The organism is Paenirhodobacter sp. CAU 1674 (genome assembly GCF_029222945.1).
In the GTDB taxonomy this organism is placed as follows: domain Bacteria; phylum Pseudomonadota; class Alphaproteobacteria; order Rhodobacterales; family Rhodobacteraceae; genus Rhodobacter.
Window position 1 is genome coordinate 1 of the sequence record NZ_JARHUH010000015.1, and the last position, 15531, is coordinate 15531.

At 64.9% G+C, this 15531-nt stretch carries 17 protein-coding genes and 5 tRNA genes; 12 read left to right on the forward strand and 10 right to left on the reverse strand.

The window, feature by feature from the left end:
- Window positions 1-74: 74 nt before the first annotated feature.
- Window positions 75-149: transfer RNA gene (locus P2G62_RS16450), tRNA-Asn, on the reverse strand.
- A 71-nt stretch (window positions 150-220) separates the two neighbouring features.
- Window positions 221-1099 carry an MBL fold metallo-hydrolase gene (locus P2G62_RS16455; protein WP_275735976.1) on the reverse strand — a complete coding sequence of 293 codons (879 nt, stop codon included), beginning with the start codon at window positions 1097-1099 and terminating at the stop codon, window positions 221-223.
- Window positions 1100-1141: 42 nt separating this feature from the next.
- Here P2G62_RS16455 and P2G62_RS16460 point away from each other — a divergent pair, with 42 nt between their 5' ends.
- Window positions 1142-2491 (forward strand): ATP-binding protein, encoded by a 1350-nt coding sequence (locus P2G62_RS16460; RefSeq protein WP_275735977.1) that lies wholly within the window; start codon window positions 1142-1144, stop codon window positions 2489-2491.
- Window positions 2492-2501: 10 nt separating this feature from the next.
- On the opposite strand, the gene P2G62_RS16465 is transcribed toward P2G62_RS16460, so the two are convergent.
- Window positions 2502-2699, reverse strand: a complete 198-nt coding sequence (locus P2G62_RS16465) for a hypothetical protein (RefSeq protein ID WP_275735978.1) — start codon at window positions 2697-2699, stop codon at window positions 2502-2504.
- Window positions 2700-2970: 271 nt separating this feature from the next.
- Here P2G62_RS16465 and lon point away from each other — a divergent pair, with 271 nt between their 5' ends.
- The 4 genes from lon to P2G62_RS16485 all read left to right on the forward strand — a co-directional run bounded on the left by lon (window position 2971) and on the right by P2G62_RS16485 (window position 6324).
- Window positions 2971-5385 carry an endopeptidase La gene (lon, locus tag P2G62_RS16470; RefSeq protein ID WP_275735979.1) on the forward strand — a complete coding sequence of 805 codons (2415 nt, stop codon included), beginning with the start codon at window positions 2971-2973 and terminating at the stop codon, window positions 5383-5385.
- A 139-nt stretch (window positions 5386-5524) separates the two neighbouring features.
- On the forward strand, window positions 5525-5986 hold the full coding sequence (locus P2G62_RS16475) for an HU family DNA-binding protein (protein WP_275735980.1): 462 nt from the start codon (window positions 5525-5527) through the stop codon (window positions 5984-5986).
- A gap of 19 nt (window positions 5987-6005) precedes the next feature.
- A tRNA-Val gene (locus P2G62_RS16480) sits at window positions 6006-6080 on the forward strand.
- A gap of 168 nt (window positions 6081-6248) precedes the next feature.
- Window positions 6249-6324, forward strand: a tRNA-Val gene (locus P2G62_RS16485).
- A 146-nt stretch (window positions 6325-6470) separates the two neighbouring features.
- Here the strand turns inward: P2G62_RS16485 and P2G62_RS16490 are convergent.
- The gene (locus P2G62_RS16490; RefSeq protein ID WP_275735981.1) at window positions 6471-7712 is read right to left on the reverse strand and encodes an Hsp70 family protein; all 1242 of its coding nucleotides are present in this window, start codon (window positions 7710-7712) and stop codon (window positions 6471-6473) included.
- Between the two features lie 302 nt (window positions 7713-8014).
- Between P2G62_RS16490 and P2G62_RS16495 the strand changes: the two genes are divergently transcribed.
- The 4 genes from P2G62_RS16495 (at window position 8015) to P2G62_RS16510 (ending at window position 9803) form a co-directional block, all read left to right on the forward strand.
- Window positions 8015-8091, forward strand: a tRNA-Asp gene (locus tag P2G62_RS16495).
- Between the two features lie 29 nt (window positions 8092-8120).
- A tRNA-Asp gene (locus P2G62_RS16500) sits at window positions 8121-8197 on the forward strand.
- 30 nt (window positions 8198-8227) lie between these two features.
- Window positions 8228-8455 carry an RND transporter gene (locus P2G62_RS16505; RefSeq protein ID WP_275735982.1) on the forward strand — a complete coding sequence of 76 codons (228 nt, stop codon included), beginning with the start codon at window positions 8228-8230 and terminating at the stop codon, window positions 8453-8455.
- An 82-nt stretch (window positions 8456-8537) separates the two neighbouring features.
- Window positions 8538-9803 carry a glutamate-5-semialdehyde dehydrogenase gene (locus P2G62_RS16510; protein WP_275735983.1) on the forward strand — a complete coding sequence of 422 codons (1266 nt, stop codon included), beginning with the start codon at window positions 8538-8540 and terminating at the stop codon, window positions 9801-9803.
- Between the two features lie 50 nt (window positions 9804-9853).
- Here P2G62_RS16510 and P2G62_RS16515 read toward each other — a convergent pair whose 3' ends face one another.
- Window positions 9854-10459 carry a histidine phosphotransferase family protein gene (locus P2G62_RS16515; RefSeq protein WP_275735984.1) on the reverse strand — a complete coding sequence of 202 codons (606 nt, stop codon included), beginning with the start codon at window positions 10457-10459 and terminating at the stop codon, window positions 9854-9856.
- 26 nt (window positions 10460-10485) lie between these two features.
- Here P2G62_RS16515 and P2G62_RS16520 point away from each other — a divergent pair, with 26 nt between their 5' ends.
- From P2G62_RS16520 to P2G62_RS16530, 3 genes are all read left to right on the forward strand, one after another.
- The gene (locus tag P2G62_RS16520) at window positions 10486-10659 is read left to right on the forward strand and encodes a DUF3553 domain-containing protein (protein ID WP_275735985.1); all 174 of its coding nucleotides are present in this window, start codon (window positions 10486-10488) and stop codon (window positions 10657-10659) included.
- A gap of 128 nt (window positions 10660-10787) precedes the next feature.
- Window positions 10788-11573 carry a GNAT family N-acyltransferase gene (locus P2G62_RS16525; protein ID WP_275735986.1) on the forward strand — a complete coding sequence of 262 codons (786 nt, stop codon included), beginning with the start codon at window positions 10788-10790 and terminating at the stop codon, window positions 11571-11573.
- Between the two features lie 47 nt (window positions 11574-11620).
- The gene (locus P2G62_RS16530) at window positions 11621-12403 is read left to right on the forward strand and encodes a lysophospholipid acyltransferase family protein (RefSeq protein WP_275736016.1); all 783 of its coding nucleotides are present in this window, start codon (window positions 11621-11623) and stop codon (window positions 12401-12403) included.
- Here P2G62_RS16530 and P2G62_RS16535 read toward each other — a convergent pair.
- The 5 genes from P2G62_RS16535 to P2G62_RS16555 form a co-directional block, all read right to left on the reverse strand.
- On the reverse strand, window positions 12388-12603 hold the full coding sequence (locus tag P2G62_RS16535; RefSeq protein WP_275735987.1) for a ribbon-helix-helix domain-containing protein: 216 nt from the start codon (window positions 12601-12603) through the stop codon (window positions 12388-12390). The genes P2G62_RS16530 and P2G62_RS16535 overlap by 16 nt on opposite strands.
- On the reverse strand, window positions 12600-12788 hold the full coding sequence (locus P2G62_RS16540) for a DUF4169 family protein (protein WP_275735988.1): 189 nt from the start codon (window positions 12786-12788) through the stop codon (window positions 12600-12602). Before P2G62_RS16540 ends, P2G62_RS16535 begins: the two co-directional genes overlap by 4 nt.
- Before the next feature lie 180 nt (window positions 12789-12968).
- Window positions 12969-14363 (reverse strand): class II fumarate hydratase, encoded by a 1395-nt coding sequence (gene fumC, locus P2G62_RS16545; protein WP_275735989.1) that lies wholly within the window; start codon window positions 14361-14363, stop codon window positions 12969-12971.
- Between the two features lie 88 nt (window positions 14364-14451).
- Window positions 14452-15003 carry a methyltransferase type 12 gene (locus tag P2G62_RS16550; protein ID WP_275735990.1) on the reverse strand — a complete coding sequence of 184 codons (552 nt, stop codon included), beginning with the start codon at window positions 15001-15003 and terminating at the stop codon, window positions 14452-14454.
- A 55-nt stretch (window positions 15004-15058) separates the two neighbouring features.
- Complete coding sequence (locus P2G62_RS16555; protein WP_275735991.1) at window positions 15059-15517, reverse strand: ClpXP protease specificity-enhancing factor SspB; 459 nt, start codon at window positions 15515-15517, stop codon at window positions 15059-15061.
- Window positions 15518-15531: the final 14 nt, after the last annotated feature.

Below are 15531 nucleotides of genomic sequence, written 5' to 3' on the forward strand. Positions count from 1 at the left end.
CGCACTCGGACGCTTGCGGACTGCGGACGGTCACTTTTCGTGAAATCCAAAAGCCCTTGTATTTTAAGGATTTTTGGCTCCGGCGGTAGGGATCGAACCTACGACCAATTGATTAACAGTCAACTGCTCTACCGCTGAGCTACGCCGGAACACGAGGGGGTGTATAGCGGTGGTGTTTTGGGGGTGCAAGGGGGTTTTCGCGGATTTTTTCGTCTTTCTGTCACAGGGCGGAAAACACCGCATCCGGGTGGAGTTGGGGACTGGCTTGGGCGGTTTTTTCCTGTGTCATCTCAACAAGATGGGCGAAAACGTTGCGGGCGGCGGCATGCAACAGGGCAGGGGGGGTGTCGGTGTAGATCGCCGCTGTAAGCGTTGAAATATCGGCCGGCGCACGCTGCAGGACCGCCGAGATTTGCGCATGCCGGTCGCGGCGGTGTGCGGCCAGTTCGGCCAGGCGTGCGGCGGTCTCGGTCACGGGGGCGCCGTGGCCGGGGTAGAACACCCGTGCGGGCCGCGCTGCCAGCCGGTCGAGCGAGCGGAAATAATCCCCCAGGTCCCCGTCCGGCGGCGAAATCAGGGTCGAGGCCCACCCCATCACATGATCGCCGGTAAAGACCGCATCGTTCCAGGCGAAACTCAGGTGATTGCAGAAATGCCCCGGCGTGTGCAGCGCACGCAGGGCCCAGTCGCCATGCGCGATTTCGGTGTCGTCGGTCAGCGTGACATCGGGCAGAAAGCCGCGATCCACCCCTTCGCCACCGCCCGCCATGCCGCGCGCGGCGAGTTCGGCCATCACGGATGAACGGCCGGCGTCGGGCGGGCCGAAGGCATGCACGCGCGCGCCGGTCGCCTCGGCCAGCGGGCGGGCGCCGGGGGAATGGTCCAGATGGGCGTGGGTGACGAAGATGTGGCTGATCCTCTCGCCCGGCGCCAGGGCGTCGAGAATCGCCGCCAGATGCGCGCCATCCGCAGGCCCCGGGTCGATCAGCGCAACCTCGCCGGTGCCCACGATATAGCTGCAGGTGCCGCTCAGCGTCATCGCCGAGGGGTTGGGGGCCACCAGCCGCCGCAGCCCGGGTTCCAGGAGTTCGACCGTCATCTTGCGCTTCCTTATGCTTCCGCCTCGGGCTAGGGTTGTGCCATGAATTTCGGCTGGCTCAAACAGATCATGCCGCGCGGGCTTTACGGGCGGGCCGCGCTGATCCTGATTGTGCCGATCGTGACGATCCAGCTGGTCGTTTCGGTGGTCTTCATCCAGCGCCATTTCGAACGCGTCACCCGGCAGATGACCGAGACGATGCTGCGCGAGATCGTGCTTGTGATCGACCGGGTCGAGGCGGCGCCGGATCTGGCCTCGGCACGGATGGCGGCGGCGGATGTGGCTGCGCCGCTGGGGTTGCGCTTTGCTCTGCCCGCCTCGGACGCGGTGGCCGCCATCGCGACGGATCAGCGCCCGTTCACCGATTTGACGGGGCTTGTGGTGATCGATTCGCTGCGCACAGGGGTGCCCGATCTGCGCGCGATCGACCTGAGCGGCGGTTCGGTCGTGCGGTTGACGATCGACACGGTGCATGGGGTTCTGGATCTGAGTTTTCCACGGTGGCGGGTCTCGGCGTCGAACCCGCATCAGTTGCTGGTGCTGATGCTGGCGGTCAGCCTGCTGATGACGGTGATCGCCTATCTGTTCCTGCGCAATCAGCTGCGCCCGATCCGGCGTCTGGCGCGCGCGGCCGAGGCGTTCGGCCGGGGGCGGGCCGAGCCTTACAAGCCCAGCGGCGCGATCGAGGTGCGCTCGGCCGGGGCGGCGTTTCTGGACATGCGCGCACGGATCGAACGGCAGATCGAACAGCGCACGATGATGCTGTCGGGCATCAGCCACGACCTGCGCACGCCGCTGACGCGGCTCCGGCTGGGGTTGTCGATGCTGCCCGAAGACCCGGAAACCCGCGACGAGATCGCCGCGATGGAACGCGACGTGGCCGAGATGGGACGGCTGGTGGATGCGTTTCTGGAGTTCGCGCGCGAAGGCGCCACTGCAGGCGAGGCCGAGTGGATCGACCCTTGCGTGCTGGTCGCGCGGGTGGTCGAGGATGCGACCCGCGCGGGCCAGCCTGTGCATCTGCACGAATGTCCGGGGCCGGGGGGCGCGCAGGTTTCGGTGCGGCCCGATGCGATCCGGCGCGCGCTGGAAAACCTGATCGGCAATGCGGTGCGCTATGGCAACCGGGCCGAGGTCTCGGTGCTGGTCTCACCCAAGACGGTGCGTATCGTGATCGAGGATGATGGCCCCGGCATTCCGCCCGAGCAGCGTGAAGAGGCGCTGCGCCCCTTCGCCCGGCTCGACCCTGCGCGCAATCAGGATCGGGGGCAGGGGGTCGGGTTGGGCCTGTCGATTGCCGCTGACATCCTGCGCGGCCACGGTGGCAGCCTGCGGCTGGACAGCAGCGCCCGGCTGGGGGGATTGCGCGCCGAACTGATCCTGCCGCGCTAGGCGCCCTGCGTCAGAAGAACAGGAGGCGGATCAGCGCATAGATCCCGAGCCCCCAGATCACCGCCCCGATCAGGATGGCGGGCAGTATCCACCAGCCCGACACCCAGGGGGTGGTTGGCGTGGGTGTCTCTGGCTCTGGCGCACAAGCAGGCTGCATCTCTGTCTCGGTGTCTGGCGACACCGGGATCTGACGATGAGATGAGCGCATGCGTTTCACATGAGGTCTCCGGAAGCGGCCCCACCCTGAGCCATACCCGGGCGGGCTCTTTGGTAGCCTGATGCGATGGTCACACGTTAATCATTTCGATTCAATAAAAGCGTGCCTTGCTCTCGCAAGGGGCTGCGCGCATTGTAAAGAGGATGTGACGGGCCTTGGCTGGTTGAACTGCCCGGTCGTGCCCCCTAGATATGGGCTAATCGGGAAGGGCCGGGGCTGCCGCAAAGCGGGGCCGGTGCCCTTTCGCCAAAGAGGAATGATGATGACCGAAATCCTTTCGACGAGCTTTCCGGTCCTGCCGCTGCGCGATATCGTGGTTTTCCCCCACATGATCGTGCCGCTGTTCGTGGGCCGCGAGAAATCCGTGCGCGCGCTGGAAGAGGTGATGGCGGACGACCGCCAGATCCTGCTGGCAAGCCAGATCGACCCCGGGGTCGACGACCCCGACAGCGACGGTATCTTCCGCACCGGCGTGCTGGCCAATGTCCTGCAACTGCTGAAACTGCCCGACGGCACCGTGAAGGTGCTGGTCGAGGGCAAGACGCGTGTGCAGATCACCGAATTCCTGCCCAACGACCAGTTCTTCGAAGCCCATGCGCGCGAGTTGATCGAGGTCGAGGGCGATATCGAGACGATCAAGGCGCTGCTGCGTTCGGTCGCCGAGGAATTCGAACGCTACGCCAAGATCAAGAAGAACATCCCCGAAGAGGCGCTGGCCGCCGTTGCCGAAACCCGCGAGGCCGACAAGCTGGCCGATCTGGTGTCGGGTCACTTGGGGCTGGAGGTCGCGCAGAAGCAGGAATTGCTGGAAACGCTGGATGTCTCGGCGCGTCTGGAAAAGGTCTATGGCCTGATGCAGGGCGAAGTTTCGGTCCTGCAGGTCGAGAAGAAGATAAAGTCCCGCGTCAAGAACCAGATGGAGCGCACCCAGCGGGAATACTATCTGAATGAGCAGATGAAGGCCATTCAGAAGGAGTTGGGCGACGGCGAAGAGGGCGCGAACGAGATCGCCGAACTGGAAGAGCGGATCGCGAAGACCAAGCTGTCCAAAGAGGCCCGCGAAAAGGTCGATGGCGAGATCAAGAAGCTGAAATCCATGAGCCCGATGTCGGCCGAGGCCACCGTCGTGCGCAATTACCTGGACTGGATCCTCAGCCTGCCGTGGGGCGTGCGCTCGCGCGTCAAGAAGGATCTGATCGGTGCCGAGAAGGTGCTGGATACCGATCACTACGGGCTGGAAAAGGTCAAGGAACGGATCGTCGAATATCTGGCGGTGCAGGCGCGCTCGACCAAGATGAAGGGCCCGATCCTGTGCCTCGTCGGTCCGCCCGGCGTGGGGAAAACCTCGCTCGGCCGCTCGGTTGCCAAGGCCACGGGGCGCGAATTCATCCGCATCAGCCTGGGCGGCGTGCGCGACGAATCCGAGATCCGCGGCCACCGGCGCACCTATATCGGCTCGATGCCCGGCAAGATCATCCAGGCGCTGAAAAAGGCGAAAACCACCAACCCACTGATCCTGCTCGATGAAATCGACAAGATGGGGCAGGATTTCCGCGGCGACCCGGCCAGCGCGATGCTCGAGGTGCTGGACCCCGAACAGAACGCGACCTTCGTCGATCACTATCTTGAGGTGGAATATGACCTCTCGAACGTGATGTTCCTGACCACGGCCAACAGCTACAACATGCCGGGGCCGCTGCTCGACCGGATGGAGATCATTTCTCTGGCCGGCTACACCGAGGATGAGAAACGCGAAATCGCGAAACAGCATCTGGTGGCCAAGCAGGTCAAGGCGCACGGGCTCAAGAAGGGCGAATTCACCCTGACCGACGGCGCGCTGACCGACATCATCCGCTATTACACCCGCGAGGCGGGGGTGCGGAACCTTGAACGCGAGATCGCGAAACTGGCCCGCAAGGCCGTGACCGAGATCATCAAGGGCAAGGGTGCGGTCAAGTCGATCGTGGTCGACGAGGCGAAGCTGGGCGAGTATCTGGGCGTGCGCCGCTATCACTATGGTCTGGCCGAGGCCGAGGATCAGGTGGGCGTGGTGACGGGCCTGGCCTGGACCAGCGTCGGCGGTGACCTGCTGCAGATCGAAGCGCTGAAACTGCCCGGCAAGGGGCGGATGAAGACGACCGGCAAGCTGGGCGACGTGATGAAGGAATCGATCGAGGCGGCGTCGAGCTATGTCCGCTCGGTCGCGCCGGAAATCGGGGTCAAGCCGCCCAAGTTCGAGAAGGTCGACATCCACGTTCACGTCCCCGAGGGCGCAACGCCGAAAGACGGGCCGAGTGCGGGGATCGCGATGGTGACCTCGATCGTCTCGGTCCTGACCGGCATCGCGGTGCGCAAGGACGTGGCAATGACCGGCGAGGTCACGCTGCGCGGCAATGTGCTGCCGATCGGCGGGCTGAAGGAAAAACTGCTGGCCGCGCTGCGCGGCGGGATCAAGACCGTTCTGATCCCGGCCGAGAACGAAAAGGATCTGGCCGAGATCCCGGAAAACGTGAAGCAGGGGCTGCAGATCATCCCGGTCAGCCATGTGCGCGAGGTGCTGCCGCGCGCGCTGGTGCGGATGCCCGAAGCCGTCGAATGGGACGAAGAGGCCGAAGAGGCCGCAGCCCTGGCCGCCGCTGCGGCACGCGCCGAAGGGCCGGGCGCCACGGCGCATTGACCCACCGCTTCTCAAGCCGACAAACGCGCCCCTTCGGGGGCGCGTTTTGCATTGTGGCGCGGGTTTTTTGGTAATCGCTGTGGCTTGTTAACCCGTCGCGCCGTAGGTTGTTGCGGAATCAGAAACAACGAGGCGGATTATGGCCAAGACCACGCGCAAGACGACACGGCGCAAGACGACCGCAAAGACCACCAAGCCGGCCCCGGCGCCCAAACCCGCCGTGGCGGTCGCGCCCCCTGCGATGCCCCCGGAAGCCGCGATTCTGCTCCCGGCGCAAAGCACGCCCGATCCGGTCGAGGCCCCCGAAGCGACGCTGGTGCTGAAGAAGAAGGATTTCCTGGAACGGGTGGTGCAGGCCAGCGGTGCGAAACGCAGCGTTGCGCGCGATATCTCGGATGCGGTTCTGAAGGTTCTGGGCGAGGCGCTCTCGAACGGCGAAAGCGTGATGTTGCCGCCGCTGGGCAAGCTGCGCGTCGCGCGTCAGATCGACCGGCAGGGCGCCGAGATCCTGCAGATCAAGCTGCGCCGCCCTGATCCGGCAGCGGGTGCAAAAAAGGATGCAGAAACCGCCGAAGACCCCCTTGCAGAGGTCGACGACTGAGTCTAAAAGCCCCGCTACCGGGCGATTAGCTCAGCGGTAGAGCGCATCGTTCACATCGATGATGTCGGGGGTTCAAATCCCTCATCGCCCACCATCATTCCAAAACGCGTCCCTTCGGGGGCGCGTTTTTCGTTATGGCTCAGGCGGTTCGAAGGTTGCCGTGATCGGGCCGCGGGCGGGTCTGCGGATTGTTGCGACCGGACTGCGCCGGGGGCTTGTCAGCGCCGGGCGGCTTGGCTATCAGGGGCCGTCGTCAGACACCGGGTGATTAGCTCAGTTGGTAGAGCGCCTCGTTTACACCGAGGATGTCGGGAGTTCGAGTCTCTCATCACCCACCACCTTACCCCTTTGAAATCAAAGAAAACCCTTGCGTTGAAGGGGTTGTGACCGTTCTGGTGTTCCAAAGGGGGCCGTCATGGCGCCTGTGCCTATGTGCAGGGCACGCTGCACCGTACGCCGACTGTCTGATCGGGCAGGGGGCGCGTCACGCGGCGCTGGCCAGCGCCAGCCCGTCGACCACTGCGGTAAAGGCCTGCGCGCGGTGCAGGGTGGCGGCGGGACACAGCGCCTGCGCCTCCTGGCCCACCAGGCTCATCAGGCTCGACCCGCCGACCAGAATCACCGCGCCGATCGCCTCGGGGGCGATGCCCGCCTGCGCCAGGGTCAGCGCCGCCGCGTTGCGCAGATCGGTGCGGTAGCCTTCCAGCGCCATTTCCATCGTGGTGAAACTGATCGGGGCGGCCAGCCCCGGCTCGATCTCGGCCATGTCGATCTGCGCCAGGCCCGCATCGGCATTGGCCGCGATCTTGCCGCGCTCGACCGCAAAGGCCAGTTCATGGCCCAGCTCATGCTCCAACACGGTTTCCAGCCGCGCCAGCAGTTGCGGCTTGACGGCCAGCTTGCGCATCTGGCGCACCGACCGCAGCGTTTCGGGGGTATAGAGGAACGGGATCTTCGCCCAGTTGGCCAGATCGACAAAGATCGCATTGGGCATCGGCAGCAGGCCCTCGCCCATCTCGCGCCGCAGCTTGCCGCTATGGCCAAGCAGGGGCATCGCATGGTCTAGTGAAATCGCCTGATCGAAATCGGTGCCGCCAAGGCGAATCCCGTGACTGGCCAGAATCTGCACCCGGGTGCCATCGCTGCGATAGACCGAGAAATCCGAGGTGCCGCCGCCAATGTCGACGATCAGCCCGATCTGGCCCGGCTCGCCCAGGGCATGGGCGGCCAGCGCGGCGGCCTCTGGTTCGAAACGGAACGCCAGCTCATCAAAGCCGGCGGCGGCATAACAGGCGCGCAGATCGGCCTCGGCGCGGGCATCGCGCGCGGGGTCATCGCTGTGAAAATGCACGGGGCGGCCCGACAGGGCGCGGGTGAACCGTAGCCCCGTTTGTGCTTCGGCGCGGGCCTTCACCTCGGCCAGAAAGGCGGTGACGATCTCGGCCAGGGTGCGCCGCGCGCCCCCGATCCGGCGCGGTTCGTGAAACAGCGCGGTGCCCAGCACGCTTTTCAGCGCGCGCATGTACCGCCCGTCTTCGCCCCTGATCAGCGCTTCGGCCGCCGCGGTGCCGATCCGCATCGCCCCGCCATTGGCCGGAAAGAACACCGCCGTGGGCAGGGTCTCGTCCCCAGCCTCGATCCTCAGGCGCCGGACCTCGCCGTTCTGCAACACGGCGGCGGCGGAATTCGAGGTGCCGAAATCAATGGCAAGCGTGGCGGCGGGCATCGGGTCCTCCTGCGGCGGCGAAGCGCGCTGGCTATCGGGATTTTTCTTGTGCTGCAAGGGGGACACGGGGCCGGGTGATCGGGAAATGCATGCGGTGTCCGGGGGTGTTGATGGGGCGAGTTTTCTGGCCTAAGTCATTTTAAAATATGTGAAAACACACTGTTTGCGCGACCACGCATCCCCATCCGCCCCGGCGATTTTCGACAAAAGCGAAACTTTTCTGACGAGGCCGCTTGACGCCGCCTGCGGCTCTGCGTAATACCCTCCCCACGCTCGGAGATGCGATCTGGGCGGATGGTGCTGCGGTTGTAGCTCAGTTGGTTAGAGTACCGGCCTGTCACGCCGGGGGTCGCGGGTTCGAGCCCCGTCAACCGCGCCATCACCAGATCGCCCGAGCGCAGATAATGCGCGGTTGTAGCTCAGTTGGTTAGAGTACCGGCCTGTCACGCCGGGGGTCGCGGGTTCGAGCCCCGTCAACCGCGCCATTTTCTTCCCCTCCCGAACCAGAGGTTTTGATGCTCCGCTCCTTGCTTGACTCCATCACGCTGGGACAGGCGGCGCTTGTGGCACTGACGCTGGGGCTGGCCCCCTTCGTGCCCGAGCCGCATATCTGGGAAAAGCTGAAGATGCTGGCTGCGGGCACGCTGACGCGGCCGATCGACATCTTCGATCTGGTGTTTCACGCGCTGCCCTGGGCGCTGCTGATCTACAAGATCGTCGAGCGGACCCGCACACCGGGCTGAGGCGCGGGCCTTTCCACTGTTGAGCGCTGGACCGCTTCGCGCGGGGCAGCTATATCAAGGCTCCGAGTAAAGGAGCCTGATGATGAAAGACCAGATCGACGCGAAAACCCTGATCGAGACGATGGGTGCCGCGGCGCGTGCTGCCGCAGCGGAACTGGCTTTTGCACCAGCGGCGGCGAAAGAGGCCGCGCTGATGGCTGCCGCCGATGCGGTCTGGGCGCGGCGCGTCGAGATCATGGCTGCCAATGGCGAAGACATGGCCTATGGCACCAATAAGGGCCTGAGCCCCGCGATGCTGGATCGGCTGGCGCTGGACGAAGGCCGGATCAAGGCGATCTGCGACGGGCTGCGGGCGGTTGCCGCGCAGGCCGATCCGGTCGGCCAGATCATCGCCGAATGGGACCGCCCCACCGGCCTGCACATCCAGCGCGTGCGCACGCCGCTTGGCGTGATCGGGGTGATCTATGAATCGCGTCCGAACGTGACGGCGGACGCCGGCGCGCTGTGCCTGAAGGCGGGCAATGCGGTGATCCTGCGCGGCGGCTCGGAAAGCTTCCATTCCTCGCGCGCGATTCATGCCTGCATGGTCGATGGCCTGCGCGCCGCTGGTCTGCCCGAGGCGGCGATCCAGCTGGTGCCGACGCGCGACCGGGCCGCCGTGGCCGAAATGCTGCGCGCGGTGGCCTTCATCGACGTGATCGTGCCGCGCGGCGGCAAGGGGCTGGTCGGATTGGTGCAGGCCGAGGCCCGCGTGCCGGTCTTTGCCCATCTGGAAGGCATCTGCCACGTCTATGCGGATGGTGCCGCCGATCTGGACAAGGCGCGCGCCGTCGTGCTGAACGCGAAAACCCGGCGCACGGGGATTTGCGGCGCGATGGAATGCCTGCTGATCGACCGGGCGTTTTACGACCGTCACGGTGCGGTGCTGGTGGAAGATCTGGTCAAGGCTGGCGTCGAGGTCCGCACCGAAGGCGATCTGCTCGCTGTGCCGGGCACGGTGCAGGCCCAGCCGGACGATTTCGGGCGCGAGTTCCTGGACATGATCTGCGCGGCGAAGATCGTCGACGGGGTGGATGGCGCGATCGCGCATATCCGCACCTACGGCAGCCAGCATACGGAATCGATCCTGACCGAGGATGACGCGGCGGCGGCGCGGTTCTTCCAGCGGCTGGACAGCGCGATCCTGATGCGCAACGCCTCGACCCAGTTCGCGGATGGTGGCGAATTTGGCATGGGGGCGGAAATCGGTATTGCCACCGGCAAGCTGCACGCCCGTGGCCCGGTGGGCGCCGAACAGCTGACCTCGTTCAAGTATCTGGTCACCGGCGACGGAACTTGTCGCAAGTAAATCAAAGGCCTGCGCGGCGTTCTTCGCGCAGACCCAACCTGTCGCTGCGGTCAGAACCGGATCACGGCGCTCTCTTCCGCAATCTGCCACTGCACCCGGCGCCCTGCGGCCGCAGCGGCCCGGGGCAGCAGCGCAAACTGCACCTGCGCCGGGCTGATCTGCCCGCCCACCCCATCCAGCGCGGCCCACAGATCGGGGTCGGGCTTGGTGCGTCTGGCTGTCGCCGTGATCTGCCAGGCGCCTGCGCTTTCCGAAATCGTGACCTCGCCCCCCCAGGGCAGCGCAGCCTCCAGGCACAGCAGTGCCAGAAAGCTCATCTTGACCATCTGCCGAGCCTGATCGCCTTCGGCCGTCCAGGTGACCTTGAGCCTTCCGGCCTGCGAGATGTCTGCCAGCAGCGCGGCCACTTCGGGGCGACCCAGGCGTTGATCGCTTGCGGTCTGGCCAAAAGCCACGCGAAAGAATTTCACCCGCGCATTGGCGGCAGCGACCGATTCCGCGATCAGCTGCAACTCCGGGCTCATCCCGGTTCCCGACATCGCCAGCAATTCGACCCCGTTGCCGATCGCGCCCAAAGGGCTGATAAGGTCATGGCAGAGTCGCGATCCCACAAGCGCCACCAGATCGGCCTGGGTTTCAAGGGTGTCTGTGGTCATGGGGTCGATCCGAAAATGAGGGCAAGATGAACGAATTTCTCGAACCCGGGATGCTGGTGCGCAACCCGCAGGCACCCGAATGGGGTGTTGGGCAGGTGCAGTCGCGCATCGGGGACAGGATCACGGTGAATTTCGAACATGCCGGTAAACAGGTAATGGACGGGCGCCGGGTGCAACTGACTCTGGTTATTCCCGATTAAGGTTTATGAAGGGTTAACGCGCAAGGACTTCGAACGGCGCAAGGCCATGCGACTGCCCGCTGCGGCTTCGGCTTGCAATGCCGCACGCGCATGGCCTAGAAACGCTCCAGACCATTGGGCGGGAACAAATGGCCTCAGAACCGGCGACTTACGAGATTCGTCTTGCGACCGAGCCGCGCGATCTGCGGGCCTCGCAGCGGTTGCGCTATGCGGTTTTTGTCGAGGAACTGGGCGGCACCGGACCGCTGGTCGATCATGTCAACCGGCTGGAGGCGGATGAGTTCGACGCCGCCTATGACCACCTGATCCTGGTCGATTCCAGCCGCGACCCCGACAGTCTGGAACATGTGGTGGGGGCCTACCGGCTGCTGACCTCGGACCGGGCGGCAGAGCTGGGCCGGTTTTACTGTGACGCGGAATACGACCTGAGCAAGCTGCGCGCCTCGGGCCGCAAGCTGCTGGAACTGGGGCGATCCTGCGTGCATCCCGAACACCGCGGCGGGGCGGCGATGCTGCTGCTGTGGAATGCGCTGGCGGATTATGTGCTGGAACGCGAAATCGAGATTCTGTTCGGTGTCGCCTCGTTTCATGGCACCGATCCGCAGGCGCTCAAGATGCCGCTCAGCTGGCTGCACCATCACCATCTGGCGCCCGAAAACCTGCGCCCGCGCGCCCTGCCCAGTCATTTCCAGCCGATGGATCTGGTCCCCGAGGCCGATCTGGACCGCCGCGCGGCGATGGCCCAGATGCCCAATCTGATCAAGGCCTATCTGCGGCTGGGCGGTTTCGTGGGCGAGGGGGCGTTCATCGACGCGCCGTTCAACACCACCGATGTTCTGCTGCTGATGGACACCCGGCAGATGAGCGAAAAGCACCGCGAATTCTATACCCGCCGACAGGAGCCCCGCGCGTGAGCACCTGGCAGGGGCCGCCACCGCCCGAACCCAAGCGGATCGGGGCGATGGGCTGGGCGCGGGCGCTGCCGCGCGGGCTGATGCTGGGCGGGGTGACCTATGGCGGGCTGCTGGCGCTGCTGGCGCTGCGCCTGATCGAGGCGCCGATCCATGGGCAGGCGCGGCCCTGGACCCCGCGGATCACCCGCGCCGTCTGTCGCGCGGCCTTTCCGGTTCTGGGTATCCGCTATCGCGTGACCGGAAAACCGATGCAGCATATCGGTGCGGTTGTGGCCAACCATGGCTCTTGGCTGGATATTTTTGCGCTCAATGCCTGTCAGCAGGTCTATTTTGTGTCAAAATCCGAAGTCGCGCGCTGGCCGGGTATCGGCTGGCTGGCGCGGGCGACGGGCACGGTTTTCATCCGGCGCGACCCGCGCGAGGCCAAGGCGCAGCAGCAGGTGTTCGAGGACCGCATTCGTGCAGGCCATCATTTGCTGTTCTTCCCCGAGGGCACCTCGACCGATGCGCGCCGTGTGCTGCCCTTCAAGACCACCCTTTTTGCGGCCTTCTACAGTCACGGGCTCGACAAGGTGATGCAGATCCAGCCGGTGACCGTGGTCTACCGCGCCCCTGAGGGCGAGGATGAGCGGTTCTATGGCTGGTGGGGCGACATGGGCTTCGGTCAGCATCTGCTGAAGGTGCTGGCCGCACCTCGGCAGGGCTCGGTCGAGATCGTGTTTCATGATCCGCAGGATGTTGGCGCTTTCGCCTCGCGCAAGGCGCTGGCCGCCGCCTGTGAGGCGCAGGTGCGGGCCGGACTGCCGTTCGACGATCAGCGCCCGCGATAGTGGCGTAGCACAAACAGCCGGATTGCGGTGGCAAGCCCGGTCTCCACCCCGCGCGCCGCATCAATTTCGCCCGCCAATGCATTGATACCCATGTTTTTTTCCGCGGCGATCTCGCGGAATGCCGCCCAGAATTCGGGTTCAAGAGAGACCGAGGTCCGGTGCCCGCCCAAGGTCAGCGAATGCTTCTCTGGCCGGCTCATGGCGCCGTGTCATCCTCGCGGCGATGGGCATCAAGCGCGGCGCGGGCCTTTTCGGCCTTGGCTTCTTCCAGCTGACGCTGCGCCTTGCTGCGCCCGAATTTCGCGGCATTGGCATCGCCCGCCGCGCGTTTCTCGCTGCGGGCTTTCGCTTTGCGAAACTGGTTGAGGTTGGTGACATTCGACATGGGGTGACTGTGCCACGCTTTGACGGCCCGGGAAAGGGGGCGCGCCCCTTGGCTCGTGACCTTATCCCCCAGCATCTGGGGCGGCCTGAGCAGATATTTCAGCTTGGTCCAAATATCCCCGCCGGAGGCAAAAAGGCGCCCCGAGGGGCGCCTTTCAAAACGGGTGATGCCCGCGTGCGATCAGCCTTTCGGGCCGATCATATCCTCGGGGCGCACGATCCGGTCGAAGGTTTCGGCATCGACATAGCCAAGCGCGATCGCCTCTTCCTTCAGGGTGGTGCCGTTCTTGTGCGCGGTCTTGGCGACCTTGGTCGCCGCGTCGTAGCCGATGGTCGGCGCAAGCGCGGTGACCAGCATCAGCGACTCTTTCATCAGCTTGTCGATGCGCGCGGTGTTCGCCTGCGTGCCCACGACCATGTTGTCGGTGAAGGCGCTGGCCGAGTCGCCCAGCAGCTGCATCGACTGCAGCACGTTGTAGCTCATCATCGGGTTATAGACGTTCAGCTCGAAATGTCCCTGGCTGCCGGCAAAGCCCACCGCCGCGTCATTGCCCATCACATGCGCGCAGACCATGGTCAGCGCTTCGGCCTGGGTCGGGTTGACCTTGCCCGGCATGATCGACGAGCCCGGCTCGTTTTCCGGCAGGATCAGCTCGCCCAGACCCGAACGCGGGCCCGAGCCGAGCAGACGCAGGTCGTTGGCGATCTTGAAGAGCGAGGCGGCGACCGTCTTCAGCGCGCCCGAGAACATCACCATCGCGTCATGGGCAGCGAGTGCTTCGAACTTGTTCGGCGCGGTAACGAAGGGCAGGCCGGTGATCTCGGCGATCTGGGCGGCGACGCGGGTATCCCAACCCACGCGGGTGTTCAGCCCGGTGCCGACGGCGGTGCCGCCTTGGGCCAGTTCATAGATATGGGGCAGGCACATTTTCACCCGTTCGATCCCGCGCTCGACCTGCTTGGCATAGCCCGAGAATTCCTGGCCCAGCGTCAGCGGCGTTGCATCCTGCGTATGGGTGCGGCCGATCTTGATGATGTCCTTGAATTCCTCGGATTTCGCGGCCAGCGCCGCTTGCAGTTTCTCCAGCCCCGGGATCAGCACGTCGCGCGCCTGCATGGCAATCGCCACATGCATCGCGGTCGGGAAGGTGTCGTTCGACGACTGGCCCATGTTGCAGTGATCGTTCGGGTGGACGGGCTTCTTGCTGCCCATCACGCCGCCCAGCATCTCGATCGCGCGGTTCGAGATCACTTCGTTGGCGTTCATGTTCGACTGCGTGCCCGAGCCGGTCTGCCACACGACCAGCGGGAAGTTGTCGTCGAACTTGCCCTCGATCACCTCGGTCGCGGCGGCGGCGATCGCATCGGCGATCTGGGCCTCCATGTCGCCCTGGGCCTTGTTGACCAGTGCGCAGGCCTTCTTGATCACGCCGAGCGCGCGGATGATCGGCTTGGGCTGACGTTCCCAGCCGATCGGGAAGTTCATGATCGAGCGCTGCGTCTGCGCGCCCCAGTATTTGTCGGCGGGAACTTCAAGCGGGCCGAAGCTGTCGGTCTCGGTGCGGGTCGCGGTCATCAGGGCCTCCATGCGCAATCCAAAAGGAATTGGCGTTTTCATACGGCGCGCGGGGGCGTTTGGCAATCTGTATGCGGCGGTATACCGCCTAGTGTCGCGTGTAATGATAGACCCGGGCAGGCGGCATATTGGCCAGAACATGCGCGCCACGCGTGACCCGCAGCCCCAGATCGCGCTGCACCTGCGCGTCAAGCGGTGGACGCGGGCCATAGGTGAACTGAATGAAACGCCCCTCGGGCGCCAGCGCGCAGAAGGCGGCATGCAGGATTTGCTGTTGCAGCGCCGGGGGCATGGACAGGAGCGGCAGCCCCGAGACCACCGCGCCCAGCCCCGCAAGGCCCAGGGCGGGCATGTTCTGCGCAGGGCTGTTCTCGATTCGCACGCCGGGGAATTCACCCGCCAGACGGCGGCAAAACACCGGGTTCAATTCGAACAGGGTCAGATTTTCGGGGGCGACCCCGCGGTCCAGAATCGCGCGGGTGATCTTGCCGGTGCCGGGGCCAAGTTCGGCGATGGTGCCCGTATCGGGGCCCAGGCTGGCGGCCATTGCCCGCGCCAGATGCCGGGACGAGGGCACCAGCGCCGAAATCTGCCCGGGGCGGCGAATGACCTGTCCCAGAAACACCGCCAGATCGTTCATTACCACCCCTTGCCGACGTTCGGATTACCTATGGTCACCTAGGGGCAGAGTGGCGTCATTTCCGCCATTTGTCGAGGCTGACGACCTCGGCTTCACCACGTTGTGCGGGCGCGTCTTCGGCGACCTCGTCTTCGTCATCTTCCTCGTCTTCGTCGTCGTAATCCTGGGTTTCGAACCGCAGGCCGAATTCCACCGAGGGGTCAACGAAGGTCGTGATCGCATCGAAGGGAATATACATCGGCTCGGGGGAATCGCCGAAGTTCAGCGTGATCGAGAAGCCGTCGTCGGTGACGATCAGGTTCTCGTACCAGTGCTGGATCACCACGGTCATTTCCTCGGGGTAGCGTTCGCGCAGCCAGTCGGCCAGCTCGGCATCGGGGTGACGGGTGTCGAAGGTGATGAAGAAATGATGCCCGCCCGGCAGTCCGTGTTCGGACACTTCGGTCAGAACGCTCTGGATCAGGCCGCGCATGGCCCGATGCATGAGGTTGCCATAATCAATGCTGCGCGTCATTCGGGGCCTTCCTT

Excerpts from the sequence above, each read along its gene's own strand:
- lon (WP_275735979.1), top strand. The coding sequence starts at position 2,971 with ATGACCGAAATCCTTTCGACGAGCTTTCCGGTCCTGCCGCTGCGCGAT.
- P2G62_RS16455 (WP_275735976.1), bottom strand. The coding sequence starts at position 1,099 with ATGACGGTCGAACTCCTGGAACCCGGGCTGCGGCGGCTGGTGGCCCCC.
- P2G62_RS16515 (WP_275735984.1), bottom strand. The coding sequence starts at position 10,459 with ATGACCACAGACACCCTTGAAACCCAGGCCGATCTGGTGGCGCTTGTG.
- P2G62_RS16505 (WP_275735982.1), top strand. The coding sequence starts at position 8,228 with ATGCTCCGCTCCTTGCTTGACTCCATCACGCTGGGACAGGCGGCGCTT.
- P2G62_RS16555 (WP_275735991.1), bottom strand. The coding sequence starts at position 15,517 with ATGACGCGCAGCATTGATTATGGCAACCTCATGCATCGGGCCATGCGC.
- P2G62_RS16510 (WP_275735983.1), top strand. The coding sequence starts at position 8,538 with ATGAAAGACCAGATCGACGCGAAAACCCTGATCGAGACGATGGGTGCC.
- P2G62_RS16460 (WP_275735977.1), top strand. The coding sequence starts at position 1,142 with ATGAATTTCGGCTGGCTCAAACAGATCATGCCGCGCGGGCTTTACGGG.
- P2G62_RS16540 (WP_275735988.1), bottom strand. The coding sequence starts at position 12,788 with ATGTCGAATGTCACCAACCTCAACCAGTTTCGCAAAGCGAAAGCCCGC.
- P2G62_RS16520 (WP_275735985.1), top strand. The coding sequence starts at position 10,486 with ATGAACGAATTTCTCGAACCCGGGATGCTGGTGCGCAACCCGCAGGCA.
- P2G62_RS16535 (WP_275735987.1), bottom strand. The coding sequence starts at position 12,603 with ATGAGCCGGCCAGAGAAGCATTCGCTGACCTTGGGCGGGCACCGGACC.
- P2G62_RS16550 (WP_275735990.1), bottom strand. The coding sequence starts at position 15,003 with ATGAACGATCTGGCGGTGTTTCTGGGACAGGTCATTCGCCGCCCCGGG.
- P2G62_RS16475 (WP_275735980.1), top strand. The coding sequence starts at position 5,525 with ATGGCCAAGACCACGCGCAAGACGACACGGCGCAAGACGACCGCAAAG.
- P2G62_RS16525 (WP_275735986.1), top strand. The coding sequence starts at position 10,788 with ATGGCCTCAGAACCGGCGACTTACGAGATTCGTCTTGCGACCGAGCCG.
- P2G62_RS16490 (WP_275735981.1), bottom strand. The coding sequence starts at position 7,712 with ATGCCCGCCGCCACGCTTGCCATTGATTTCGGCACCTCGAATTCCGCC.
- fumC (WP_275735989.1), bottom strand. The coding sequence starts at position 14,363 with ATGACCGCGACCCGCACCGAGACCGACAGCTTCGGCCCGCTTGAAGTT.
- P2G62_RS16530 (WP_275736016.1), top strand. The coding sequence starts at position 11,621 with ATGGGCTGGGCGCGGGCGCTGCCGCGCGGGCTGATGCTGGGCGGGGTG.
- P2G62_RS16465 (WP_275735978.1), bottom strand. The coding sequence starts at position 2,699 with ATGCGCTCATCTCATCGTCAGATCCCGGTGTCGCCAGACACCGAGACA.